This window comes from Bradyrhizobium sp. Pha-3, from assembly GCF_042258615.1.
Taxonomy (GTDB): domain Bacteria; phylum Pseudomonadota; class Alphaproteobacteria; order Rhizobiales; family Xanthobacteraceae; genus Bradyrhizobium.
In genome coordinates, this window is sequence record NZ_CP170152.1 from 7,910,743 (window position 1) to 7,923,497 (window position 12,755).

General features: G+C 59.0%; 8 protein-coding genes. 3 read left to right on the forward strand and 5 right to left on the reverse strand.

The features are described 5' to 3' along the window. Positions 1-79: 79 nt before the first annotated feature. The gene (locus ACE10Z_RS36965; protein WP_375785106.1) at positions 80-442 is read left to right on the forward strand and encodes a response regulator transcription factor; all 363 of its coding nucleotides are present in this window, start codon (positions 80-82) and stop codon (positions 440-442) included. Between the two features lie 2,277 nt (positions 443-2,719). On the opposite strand, the gene glmS is transcribed toward ACE10Z_RS36965, so the two are convergent. Continuing rightward, positions 2,720-4,546, reverse strand: a complete 1,827-nt coding sequence (glmS, locus tag ACE10Z_RS36970) for a glutamine--fructose-6-phosphate transaminase (isomerizing) (RefSeq protein ID WP_375785107.1) — start codon at positions 4,544-4,546, stop codon at positions 2,720-2,722. Positions 4,547-5,890: 1,344 nt separating this feature from the next. Here glmS and gmd point away from each other — a divergent pair. Next, complete coding sequence (gmd, locus tag ACE10Z_RS36975) at positions 5,891-6,973, forward strand: GDP-mannose 4,6-dehydratase (protein ID WP_375785108.1); 1,083 nt, start codon at positions 5,891-5,893, stop codon at positions 6,971-6,973. Further along, a complete protein-coding gene (locus ACE10Z_RS36980) occupies positions 6,957-8,012 on the forward strand; it encodes a GDP-L-fucose synthase family protein (protein ID WP_375785109.1) in 1,056 nt (351 codons plus the stop codon). Before gmd ends, ACE10Z_RS36980 begins: the two co-directional genes overlap by 17 nt. 230 nt (positions 8,013-8,242) lie before the next feature. Here ACE10Z_RS36980 and ACE10Z_RS36985 read toward each other — a convergent pair whose 3' ends face one another. From ACE10Z_RS36985 to trbG, 4 genes are all read right to left on the reverse strand, one after another. Next, on the reverse strand, positions 8,243-9,424 hold the full coding sequence (locus tag ACE10Z_RS36985) for an MFS transporter (RefSeq protein WP_375790014.1): 1,182 nt from the start codon (positions 9,422-9,424) through the stop codon (positions 8,243-8,245). Positions 9,425-10,331: 907 nt separating this feature from the next. After that, positions 10,332-10,574, reverse strand: coding sequence for a DUF2274 domain-containing protein (locus tag ACE10Z_RS36990; protein ID WP_375778934.1), 243 nt, complete (start codon positions 10,572-10,574; stop codon positions 10,332-10,334). 4 nt (positions 10,575-10,578) lie between these two features. Then, positions 10,579-11,784, reverse strand: coding sequence for a TrbI/VirB10 family protein (locus ACE10Z_RS36995; protein ID WP_375785110.1), 1,206 nt, complete (start codon positions 11,782-11,784; stop codon positions 10,579-10,581). Beyond that, positions 11,781-12,755 (reverse strand): P-type conjugative transfer protein TrbG, encoded by a 975-nt coding sequence (trbG, locus tag ACE10Z_RS37000; protein WP_375785111.1) that lies wholly within the window; start codon positions 12,753-12,755, stop codon positions 11,781-11,783. The genes ACE10Z_RS36995 and trbG overlap by 4 nt, the downstream gene beginning before the upstream one ends.

Sequence of the window (12,755 nt, forward strand, 5' to 3'; positions counted from 1 at the left end):
TTTCACCACTCAAGCCCACTTTTCGCCCACGGTGGCTAATGCTGCGGCGGCCGCCATTCCTGCGTCCGGAGGGCACGTCTTGTCCACGCATTTAATATCTGTCGTTGACGACGACGCGTCGGTCCGCGCGGCGACAGAGAACCTTTTGAAATCGCGTGGCTACATCGTCCAAACATTTGCGTCGGCCGAGGACTTTCTGAGGTCACCGCAGTTGAACGAAACGTCCTGCGTCATTACGGATGTGCAGATGCCGGTCATGAGCGGGTTGGACCTGTTGGCCGAAATGCGGACCAAAGGGCTCAGTGTGCCGTTCATTTTCATTACTGCTTTCCCGAACGATCGCGTGCGCGCCTCGGTCCTGAACTCGGGAGCGATTGGCTTTCTGGCCAAGCCCTTTGCCGGACACGCGCTGATCGAGTGCCTCAATGCTGCATTGAAGTAGAACCACGGCTGGTGGCACGCCTGCAACTAGCCGGCCGCCAACTTCATGTCCGATCTCAGCACTTCTCACGCGAGACGCTCTCGATCAGCTTCTTGGCGTCAAGCGCGCGGCATCTGCAGTAAGAATTCCTGAGGATCTTCTGGAATCAACTTCCCGAATCAGCTGGCATCGCCAGCGGTCGATTTCCTGCTTTGCTTTACTTGATCCGTGACCTGCTCCGCCCGCTGGCCACGTCGATCCAGAACAGCGCTCACGCGCGAAACTCAGGTACTTGGCATTCTGAGTTCCATTAATCTATGTAGGCTGGCCGCTCAGGGCGATCTTGCCACGGAACGGTCTCGACCGGCTTGAGCGCGTCGTAAGCCGTACGTTGCTACGACGAGACGGAGCTAAGCAAGCGATGAAAGAGCTCCTCTCAGCCCAGCAGCTCTCTGGACTGAATTGTCGAACCATTTTCCGACGTCTTGTTTATGATCGACGTTGGTTGGCAGGCAATGAGCTCTGCGGGACTAACTCCTGCTCACCGCAGGGCCCTGTCCGTCACAGATGTTTCCTTTCGTCTACTGGAGCGTGGTATCGCCCTTTTTTCTCTTGCGCCTCATTAGATCGCCTGGAAGACCTCCACCTCGAAGCTACCCCGTATACTCAACGCGCAAAACGCCCGTTCTCCCTTTCGGTCGCGGGCGCACCTTTGGCCGCGCCTCATGCAGCTTACTACCGACGCAAGCAATTCGATCTATTGCGGTACGCAGTGCCCGCTCTTATGGCCCGTAATCGCTAGAAGTTCGGCGAAGACCAAGCCGGCCGGAGCTCCTCTCATACCGTTTTCCCTCAAAGCGCAGGAGCTCTTCTGATTGCGAGCCGCCGAAGGCCCGCCTAACGTAGCGAAGAGCAGGACGAGACATGTTCCACGCGACTATGTTCCCGGCAACCTATGATCACATGAAATTATCCTCGTATTCGCATGATGAGGGACTTTCTTCCGTTCCAGCATCCCTTCTTTCGCTATCGTCCACTTTAGAAAGATAGCACGCAGCAGTACCTCTTCGCTGCCACTCACCATCACTGTTCCTTATCCAATTGTCTGACTTCTCTGGATCGAGAACCATATTGTCGGCATCAACCTCGACAAACCCCATCCGTACCGCACGTGCTCTTGCTTCTGGATTAGCCGGCCGCAAATTGAGCAACGGCCTTTCGCCGCCCACTCGAAGTTGATGCTCGAGCAGAATATCGCCAGCGTTTTCGACGAGCGGATGAACGACCTGAAGATCTACAGTCGAGGTCGTCCCAGTTCGCCCAGGAAACAGCTCCTGCCATTTTTTGGCGTCGAACTCCGCATGCTGTCACCGCCCTCCATTCTTAGAAGCCCGACACTTCTTTCTCCTAATTGGTAGCTGAAGTATCGCGCATTGCCGGAATCTCGAGTTACTCCATAACGTTCGGCAACTTTTGCAGTTCGCCGTGCTCTTGCCGACACGAACTCCGAGTACTCCTGCGGGTTGTCGGCGATGCGCTTGATTCCCGCGTCGTAATAGGCTCGCGCTGCGTCGATGAATGACGACCTATTGATCTCTATCACAGGAGGCCTTGGAACTAGCGAATATGGTCCTGTTACCAAAGGCGAGCTGCCACTGGAGCCCGGTGCAGCTAAGTTCATATTGGCGAACGCATCCGCGAACCTATCAGCATCCGTTTGCTCGTCAGCTTCGGCAAAGCGCGAGGATTGGAACCGGGACGAACCATTTATCTGATTATGCATGGCGATTGGTGCTCCCAGCGGGCATTTGCTGCCGCATTTGGTTCAGGCTGGTTAGGCCCTTCGGAGCTGATAGGCTGGCAGCCTTACCGAAACCTGACGCAAGACCGTGAATGCCCTCCTATCCTTTCGGCAAGCCTTCCTAGAGCGGCACGAACGTAATGCACGTCGCATTGGCGTTGTCAGGATTGCGGCGAGGCTACGAGCATGGCCGCAATGTCAGCCTATCAGGAGTGGGATCAATCGATAGTTCACCTATTGAACGGCGCCGTCGGACGCTTTCCTTCCGATGCCGCGCGTCACGCTGGACGCATGTCGCGATCGCGGTCTCGATAAGTTCGGGGGAGCGCGCTGCCCTGCCACCGAGAAGTCGCGATAACCAAATCTCCGCCAACTATGACCAACTATGGATAAGCGCGAGACTACAACCTTTCAGGATTTTGACTCCGCGGAGCTGGCGCAGCTACCGCAGCCTAATGGCCAGACAACGGAGAATCACCACGACATGCCGCGGCTGCCTATTCGACGGTGACTGATTTTGCGAGATTGCGCGGCTGATCCACATCCGTCCCCATAACGAGGGCAGTATGATAGGCTAAAAGCTGCACCGGGATGGCATAAACCATCGGCGTAAAGCTTCCACCCATGTCCGGCAACACAATGGTCATGAGCGTGTCCAACGTCGCTTCCGAAGCGCCCTTCGCATCAGTGATCAGGATGATGTTGCCACCGCGAGCCGCAACTTCTTGCATGTTCGAGACGGTTTTTTCGAAAACCGCGTCGTAAGGCGCGATCACCACCACGGGCACGGTCTCATCGATCAACGCAATCGGTCCGTGCTTGAGCTCGCCAGCGGCGTAGCCTTCTGAATGGATATACGAGATTTCCTTCAGCTTGAGCGCCCCCTCCAGTGCAAGGGGAGCCGATGTGCCTCGACCGAGATAGAGCACATCGTTCGACTTAGCGACATGACGCGCGAGTTTCTCGATCTGCGGCTCGATCAACAGCGCCGCAGCAATCAGCCGCGGCACTTCGATAAGCTCGCGGACAAGCTTCGATTCATCGATCTCGTTCAACTTACCCCGCTCTTTGCCTGCTGCCAGAGCAAGCGCCGCCATTACCACCAGCTGGCAGATGAATGCCTTGGTGGAGGCGACGCCGATTTCTGGTCCCGCTAGCGTCGGCAACACGGATTCGCTCTCACGCGCAATCGACGAGGTCGGGACGTTGACCACAGATATCGTGTGCAGACCCTGGCTCTTGGCGTAACGCAGCGCGGCCAGCGTGTCAGCGGTCTCCCCCGACTGCGAAATGACGATCGCGAGATCGCCCTTGCGTAAAGGAGCCTCCCTGTAGCGGAACTCAGATGCCACATCGATCTCGACCGGCAGGCGTGCTAGCCGTTCGAACCAGTATTTGGCGATGTGACCGGCGTAGCTTGCCGTGCCGCAGGCCGTAATCGAGATGCGCTGAATGGAATTGAAGTTGAACGGCAGTTTGAGCGGCAGGGCTACGCGCTCGGCGCTAATATCGACATAATGAGCCAATGTCTGCCCGGCCACTATCGGCTGCTCGTGGATTTCCTTGGCCATGAAGTGGCGATAATTCGCCTTGTCTACCAGGAGCGACGACGCGCCGGACTTTAATGTTTCCCGGTGAACGATAGCGCCGTCCGCGCCGTAGATCACGCAAGTCGTGCGGGTAAGCACGGCCCAGTCGCCGTCTTCAAGATAGGTAATGGAATCGGTCAAGGGCGCGAGCGCGATCGCGTCCGATCCTAGATACATTTCGCCATTACCATGCCCAATCGCAAGGGGTGATCCCTCGCGCGCACCGATCAGAAGATCTTCGTGGCCTTTGAACAGGAATACCAGCGCGAATGCTCCGTGCAGCCGCGGCAGCGATGCCTGTACCGCCTGCTGTGGCGAGTAGCCATTCATGAGATAAGATTCAACGAGATGCGCAACCACCTCGGTGTCCGTCTCAGAGCTGAAATGGGCTCCATTCCGCTCCAATTCGGTTCTCAGCTCGCGGAAATTCTCGATGATCCCATTATGAACGACCGCGACATTTTCCGTCGCGTGCGGATGGGCATTGCTCTCGGTCGGCCTTCCATGAGTCGCCCATCGGGTATGACCAATACCGATATGACCCGACAGCGGATGCCGGTGTAGCCGCTCATCGAGGTTTCTCAATTTACCTTCAGCGCGCCGCCGCTGGATACGGAGACCATCGAGCGTAGCAACTCCTGCGGAGTCGTAGCCACGATACTCCAATCGCTTGAGCGAAGCGATCAACTGCCCAACGACCGGACCACACCCCAAGATGCCGACAATTCCACACATACCGACCAATGCAACCGAAGTTTAAGGAGGTTAACGTTCCTCCTACAGGAAGCTCTTCATGAAAACCGCTTGCCCGATGATAACCAGCGTTCAATTTCGGGATTTGCTGCGGCCATTGCCGCAGCATTCACAAGCGTGAGTTAGTCTCTTTCAACCATCATCGTCTCGCTTAGCCACAGTTCGCTTTGGGTGACAGCCATCAAGTACAAGCCACCATTTGGCTGCGACTGGCGTGTGTCGTGGTTTGGCTCATCATCACCGTGAGCCATTCACGACTCTTCAGTTCAAACTCCCAAGAAACTGTGCGGCGGCGCCCCCAAATCGGATGGCGACTGGTGCAGCGGGCAACCAAGTCCTTGCGTCTCGTTGAAAGACTTCTTCGAGAGGCTCACATCCCGCATCGGCGGCGCCCATTTTGCAGGCGGAAGAATGCAATCTTCCCACGGTTTCCGCATGGAATTTGCGCAGCGCGCGCTAGCGTGAATTGTCATGCGTTACGTGAGTGGTCATGCGTTATTGGAAACATTTTGTCGCGCTGGTTTAAGAGGCTGATCATACTCGAACGGATGCAAGCTATGCTAGCCGGGATGAGACTAACGATCGGCATCGATAGCTCTATTGTACGAACGTAAGATTTCGATATTGAAACGTTTGAAGAACTATACCGACGTTTGCAAGTCTACGCATTTCGTAGTTGCGTCGACCGTCCGCTGCCTACGCGAAGAGGCTGTTGGCGGAGGCGTTTATCATCAATATGGTCGATGACCTTGCCGCTTCCCAGACTGCGTGTCCTGTTAGAAGATGAAGGCACGGGCCGCACGCTTTGCGGGCTACGATATCGATGCGCAGGCTTCACGGTCGCTGAGTGCTGCCTGCATGCCGTCATTCCGGCCGTGCACTGACATCTCCTGACTTGCAACTTGGGGCCTCAACACGTCTCTCTCCGGCCATCACCAGACTACGTCAGAATGCATATAACATGCGTTGAGGATAGGTAAGGAACACGCAGACCGTCGGCTTCTATCTTTGGATCGCCGGAGCGCGGCCGGCTGCGCGTAACGGCGTTTGTCATCCATTTCGACAGCGTAGGGGCATCGCGGGTATCAGGAAGGTTGCGGGGGTTAGTTGATTTCCTTTCTTGAATCTCAACTACACTGCCCCCTCCGAGCCAATACAAATCAATGTATATAGTGTGCATGCCCATCTGATGTGTATGATTGGAGCTAACGATCGCTTTCCTCTATTTGCGGGTGGAGCGCGCTAGCGCATCTAGATCTCCCGATAAACCGCTTCGCAAATGGCGCTTCCTAGGGGGCTTTCTTTCCAACGCAACTAAGAGAGACGATGGCGGCTCAGGACTCAAAGCGGCGCGTGGCGCTGATCACCGGGATCACCGGGCAGGACGGCGCATACCTTGCCGAATATCTGCTTGGCCTCGGCTACACCGTGCACGGGATCAAGCGCCGGTCGTCCTCGTTCAACACCGCGCGGGTTGACCATCTCTACCAGGACCCGCATGCCGGCAACGTGCCGTTCCTGATGCACTACGGCGACATGACGGATTCGACCAATCTGATCCGGCTGATGCAGCAGATCCGGCCGACCGAGATCTACAACCTCGCCGCCCAGAGCCACGTCCAGGTCAGCTTCGAGAGCCCGGAATATACAGCGAACGCGGACGCCATCGGCGTGCTGCGCCTTCTGGAGGCGATCCGCATCCTTGGCATGGAAAAGGAGACGCGGTTCTATCAGGCCTCGACTTCGGAGCTCTACGGGCTCGTGCAGGAGGTGCCGCAGAAGGAGACCACGCCATTCTATCCCCGCTCGCCCTATGGCGTCGCCAAGCTCTACGGCTACTGGATCACGGTGAACTACCGTGAGGCCTATGGCATGTTCGCCAGCAACGGCATCCTGTTCAACCATGAGAGCCCGATCCGCGGCGAGACCTTCGTGACGCGCAAGATCACGCGCGCCGTCGCCCGCATCGAGGTCGGCCTCGAGAGCAAGCTCTATCTCGGCAATCTCGATGCCAAGCGTGACTGGGGCCATGCCCGCGACTATGTCGAAGGCATGCACAAAATCCTGCAAGCCGACGAGCCTGATGATTTCGTGCTCGCGACCGGCGAGACGCGCTCGGTCCGCGAGTTCGTCGAGCTGGCGTTTGCGGAGGTCGGCCGCAGCATCGAATGGCGCGGCAAGGGCGTCGACGAGGTCGGCGTCGACAAGGCGTCGGGCAAGACCCTGGTGCAGATCGACCCGACCTATTTCCGTCCGACCGAGGTCGATCTCCTGATCGGCGACGCCAGCAAGGCACGCGCCAAGCTCGGCTGGGCCCCGAAGACGCCATTCGCGCGGCTGGTGCAGGAGATGGTCGCCAGCGATCTCGCTGAGGCCAGGCAGGACGCGGGCAATGGCAAGCACGTTTGAACTGAAGGGCAAGACGGTTTTCGTCGCCGGCCATCGCGGCATGGTCGGCTCGGCGCTGATGCGCCGGCTGGCGCGCGAACAGGCCGATCTGTTGACGGTGTCGCGCAGCGAGGTCGATTTGCGCGACCAGGCCGCGGTGAGCGCCTGGTTTGCCGCGAAGCGGCCGCAGGCCGTGTTCCTCGCCGCCGCCAAGGTCGGCGGCATCGTCGCCAACAACACGCTGCGGGCCGAATTCCTCTACGACAATCTCGCGATCTCGACCAATGTGATTCAGGCGGCCCATGCCAATGGGTGCGAGAAGCTGATGTTCTTCGGCTCGTCCTGCATCTATCCGCGCCTGGCGCCGCAGCCGCTGCGCGAGGATTCGATGCTGACCGGCCCGCTGGAGCCGACCAACGAGCCCTATGCCATCGCCAAGATCGCCGGCATCAAGATGGCCGAGGCCTATCGCAGCCAGTATGGCTCAGATTTCATCAGCGTGATGCCGACCAACCTCTACGGCCCCGGCGACAATTATCACCCCGAGTACAGCCACGTCGTCGCCGCTCTGATCCGCCGCTTCCACGAGGCCAAGGTCTCGGGCGCAACCAAAGTTGTGGTGTGGGGCACCGGTACGCCGCGCCGCGAATTCCTCTATGTCGACGATCTCGCCGATGCCTGCGTCCATCTGATGAAGACCTATTCGTCGCCGGAATTGGTCAATATCGGCACCGGCGAGGACATCACCATTGCCGAGTTCACACTCCTGGTCGCCGCGGCCGTCGGTTATCGCGGTGAGATCAGCTTCGACACCTCGCGCCCGGACGGCACGCCGCGCAAGCTCCTTGACGTCAGCCGCCTAGCCAAGCTCGGCTGGCGCGCCCGGACCTCACTGGAGGAGGGCATTGAGTTGGCGTACCGGGCGTATCTCGCCCACAGCAATAAAAGCCGCCAGAGCGATCTTGCTCGTCCCCGGCAAGCGGGCTTGAGGGGGGACAGTCGTCCACGACCAGTCAGCGGTGAATCTGCTAGCCATCTGGCGGCCCGAGCCACTCGGTAATAATCTACTTCGCCATGTGATTTTTTGGGTTGTTACCGGCCTTCTTCGTCAACACGGCGACCGGTTGGATACCAACATCTGAGTGGCCGGGTACATCCTGGCCACCGGCCCGACCAACCGACTGGCATGAAGACGTCGAATGATCATGATCGCGGATGTGTTGTTCTACTTCTGATGAAGTCGAGCGTTTCGATAAGCACGATCTGAAGTCGATGCCGAGCCGTGGCCGATCATGGAATCGGAACGCGCCAATGTTCCTCTTCACCCACACCTAGCGATAGTTCCGCCATCACCTTCCGCGCCGACAGCGTGACGAGGCACATGAGCGCACCTAACATTCCGAACGCCAAAGGCAGACCAACCACATGAGCGATAACCCCGACGCTGGCGGGACCCACAAGTATACCCGCGTAGCCTGCCGTCGTGATGACCGCGATCGCAAGGCCCACCGGCATCATTTTCTGTTTGCCAGCGCAGCGGCATAGGACCGGTACAATATTCGAAATGCCTAATCCGATAAGCAGGAAGCCCATCATCGCAATTACCGCAACCGGCGCGGCCACTACAGCCACGAAACCCGTCACAATCGGCAGAGTTCCGAACATTAATAGGGCACGGTCGCCGAATCGTGCCACGGCGGCATCTCCGCCGAGACGGCCCACGGTCATGGCGATGGAGAAGAGCATAAAACCGAGACCCCCGTGCGCCTCCGCGAGGAGACCCCGACCAATGAGAAGCAAGGCGCTCCAGTCGAGCATTGCTCCTTCCACAAGAAAGGTGATAGCCGCGAGTGCAGCAACTAACAACACGCTGCGATGGGGGGAGAAAAACCATGGTCCCCGTTGCGTCCGACCTGTTGCGAGTAACCGCGGCCAGGCCGACACAATTGCAAGCATCATTAGTGCCGAGCAAACCAGCGTCGAAGCAAATGGATCAAGCCGCAGCGAAAGGAACGCGGTCATGGCGGCAGAGCCAGCGAATTCGCCAATGCTGTACCGGGCGTGGAATCCGGACATCAACGGACGGCCCGTGGCGCGCTCCACTTCGATTGCGTGAATGTTCATAGCTACATCGATCGAGCCAACTGAAGCGCCGAACGCAAACAGCACGGTGCCTAGGCCGATAATTGTGTTGGCCATAGTAAGCAATGGCAGGATAAGCGCCAGGCCAAGTCCGCCCGCTAGTATCATGGGCTTGCTGCCGTACCGCCCATTCGAAACGCTGGTCAAAAGCATCGCGACGACTGATCCAGCGCCGAGACAGAGAAGCAGTAGACCAAGCATGCGGTCATCTGCCGCGAGCCGCTCCTTGGCAAGCGGCACCAGCGGCGCCCAGGCCGCGAGGCCGAATCCGGCGACAAAAAATGCGATCCGAGTCGCGAGCAGGCCAGCTGACCCGTCAGAAGATGGTATCACAGGGTACTCCTGAGAGAACGAGCTCGTGAGTGGGGCACCCGTCTTCTGGGTGCGCTCGCCTACGCCCGGTGCGCAGCTCCCCGATAAGGTTCTCGAGCTGATATTTTTCGTTCGTTGCAAGTGCGATGCCATTGCCAAAGGTCGCGCAATCCTACGGGCGCGCCTCACAATAGGAGCGAACGGCGAACGCCTTTCCCTTACGTGCTCCAGCTGTTTCTTTCGATGAGCTAGCCCTACGGCGGCCGTTACCTTGGAAATTCGCGCATAGAGATCGGAGGCACATCCGAGACAGCTTTGTCGCAAACCGGACAAAGCCGACCGTGCAGCTCCTGCATGTACGTCGAGGAGACCTAGCAGAGTACGTTATTCGAAGCTCCTCCAAGAGTCTTGCTACAGGTGACAACGATGCAAAAGCATCTTTCGTAAGGCGAGGTGGAGGAATTTACTCTGAATCTTGACTCCTTACTGTGACCGGTCGGCGCCACTCAATCATATCGACGAAGCCAGCCGTTCAATCCCCTGACGGCGCCAACGTCAACGTAAGCTCTGCGCTTATAAGCCGAGCGCGTTCTGGTCGCCTTGCCGCACGATCATGCCCTCACTGCGCGTGACATTCTTCGCCGGACTGAGCTGCTGGGTGAGACAGTGCTATTGAACCACTGATGCCGGAAAAGAGGTTGGAGATCTTCTGTTTTCCAAGCTAGTTTCGCCTGAGAATCGAAAAACAATCGAGCACCACGACGTCAGCCGCGGAGAGCCTGATAAGCGTGAACGGAGGAATCGTTTTGCAAGCCTCGTCTTGCGCGATTGGCATCGGCGCCAGCCGGTTCGATTTTTCGGCATAGTGGCGAGCGGATGACGAAAACTCCACGTTGTGCCGCGTTCTGAACTTGCTTTCTGAGCGCTACTCCTTGGCTCCGCTCGGACGTTGACGCGCCCGTCGCGCCTTCCGAAAGCTCCTATCCGCCGCCATGAACCGCGCCAGCATGGGTGCGATCAGCTTGGCTGGATCCTGTACGGGTTGTCCCGTTTCCTGGGCCAGGATTTCGGCGTAGGCAGCGAGGTCCCGGTGGACGTTTGCCGGCAGTTCGTGCGTCACTTTGATCGGCTTGTCATCTTCGATCGCTCCAAGCTTGAGCTTTGCCATCGCCTTATCCCCTATAGGGCTCGAGCACGAGGTCGCGGTTGACGATCACTCTCACCGGGAAGCCCTGGCGGATCGTCAACGTTGGCTGGATGTTGAGATTGCGGCGAACCAGCTGCTGCCCCGTCTGATTTGCGGAATCCCCCGCCCCGCGCCGGAGCGCAGCAACGAGGTCGCTGTTGGTGCTGCCTGTGTCCGCGCCCGAATTGACCTCCGTGCCGACAGCGAGCAGCGTCGAAAGCGCAGCGGCGCCCAAGAGCTCTTTCCAGTGATTGTCGACTTGGTCCTCGAGGCCGGAGTATCCAGCTGCATCTGCGCCAGGCTGCCGTTCCAAGACGATCGAACGCCCGTTTGGCATCATCAACCGTGTCCAGACCAGCAGCACGCGCGACTGGCCAAAACCAACCTGGCTGTCGTACGTGCCGATCAGCCTTGCCCCCTGCGGGATAAGGCGAGCTCGCCCGGTTGGACTGTCGTAGACGGCTTCCGTTACTTGCGCGGTGATCTGCCCCGGCAGATCGGACCGAATACCCGTGATGAGAGCAGCCGGAATGACCGTGCCGGCCTGCACCACAAACGGCGACGCTGGCCTCACGAGGCGATCAGGGCTGGTCGTCCGGCGATCGACGGATGCGCCGACGAAGCTAAGCTTCCGGTCCTGGCCATTCTGGGCGAACGCTTCATCAGATGACGTCGTCGCATTCGATGGCGCTTCGCTGGCCGACGTCACAGCAGCCGAGGGACGGACATTCGTGCTGGCAAACACCTTGCTGGTGCGCGCCGCCTCGCTCTCCTGGGTGACGCGCTGCTGTTCGGCATCCACCCCGAGCGGACTTGAGGTCGTCGAGCCTTGGGCGGCGACGATCGGCCGGCCGAGATCGCCTGGCAAGGGCGGCCCGAGACGAGGCACGCCTTTCGGAATCTCGCTGTAATCTTTCGGCAGGGTTGTAAGCTGATCGGCAACATTGTGGTGGTCGGTCGCGTAAAGTTCCTCCACGGCCGGCGTGCTTGCGCGCTTCTGCTGCAGAGCCCAGAACACCGCACCAGAGATGAGCACGAGCACAAGGGCGCTGCCGCCGGCAAGGACTTTGCGCGACAGGCGTACCACTTGCGGCCGCCCTGGCCGGAGCCGCAATGCTTCGGCAATCTCTTCCGGTGGCCTAACCCGGCGCGCATCGTTGGCCGTATCGTTTGACTGGCCCGTATCGGTCACAGCGACCTCCCGTCAGTTCGCACGATCCTGACCTTCTGCTGGTGCTCCTCGCCTAGCCGGAGTTCCGCGGCCGCAAACAAGCGGTCCACGATCAGGACGTTGCCATAGGCGCGGTAGTTGACAAGCTCGGTGTTGCCGTCAGGCCCGATCACGAACAATGGTGGCATCTCACCCTGGCCAATGCCGGGCGAGAACTCGATATAGACCTTGCGACCGTCGTCATAGGCATTGACCGGACGCCAAGGCGGGCTGTCGCCCTCTATAGCGTAACGGTAGCGACGCGCGGGAAGATCCGGAAGGAAGGGTGTCGGCGGCAGCGCCCGATAACGTGCGTCTTTATCTTCCGGGTAGAACCACGCAACCGAAGGCATGTAGGGCTTCTCGCGCGAGCGCAGTTCGACCAGGTAGGTGCGTCGGTCGGTGTTGACGATAAGATTGGTCTCGATCGAGGGCCGCGTCGGCTTGACCATGATGTGGACACGGCGCGTGTCGCCGCTGCCGCTTTCGGTGTCGCCGACCACCCAGCGCACGGTATCGCCGGCGGCAACAGGTCCCGATCCGATCAGCTGCTCACCAGGCTCGAGTGCAATGTCGGTAATCTGCCCTGGTGCGGCGTAAATCTGATAGAGGGCGCCTGGACTGTAGGAAAACACCTGCACGGCATTGTAGTAGCCGGCCTTGCGCGGCTCGACGCGCGCGGCGTCATTTGCGGTCTCAATGCGCTCCGCCGGTTCCTTGGCTTCCGCGCTCTTGCCGCCGCGCGCCGCCTTCCAGGCCGGCGGCACATGCAGCGGCTTCGGGCGATCGTCGGAAAGCGCTGGCAAATCCGGCGTAGGCGGAATGTCGTTGTCATAGCTGATTTGCGGCGGCTTGAACGTGGTGCAGCCGCCAAGAGTGGAAACACAGACCAGAAGAGCCAGAGGCAATCGCGGCCGCACTTTACGCGACGCATGAACAAGATGTAACGGCAT

Bases quoted from the DNA above. Each gene is read 5' to 3' on its own strand.
- glmS (WP_375785107.1), bottom strand. From the start codon at position 4,546: ATGTGTGGAATTGTCGGCATCTTGGGGTGTGGTCCGGTCGTTGGGCAG.
- gmd (WP_375785108.1), top strand. From the start codon at position 5,891: ATGGCGGCTCAGGACTCAAAGCGGCGCGTGGCGCTGATCACCGGGATC.
- ACE10Z_RS36980 (WP_375785109.1), top strand. From the start codon at position 6,957: ATGGCAAGCACGTTTGAACTGAAGGGCAAGACGGTTTTCGTCGCCGGC.
- ACE10Z_RS36990 (WP_375778934.1), bottom strand. From the start codon at position 10,574: ATGGCAAAGCTCAAGCTTGGAGCGATCGAAGATGACAAGCCGATCAAA.
- trbG (WP_375785111.1), bottom strand. From the start codon at position 12,755: ATGCCGTTACATCTTGTTCATGCGTCGCGTAAAGTGCGGCCGCGATTG.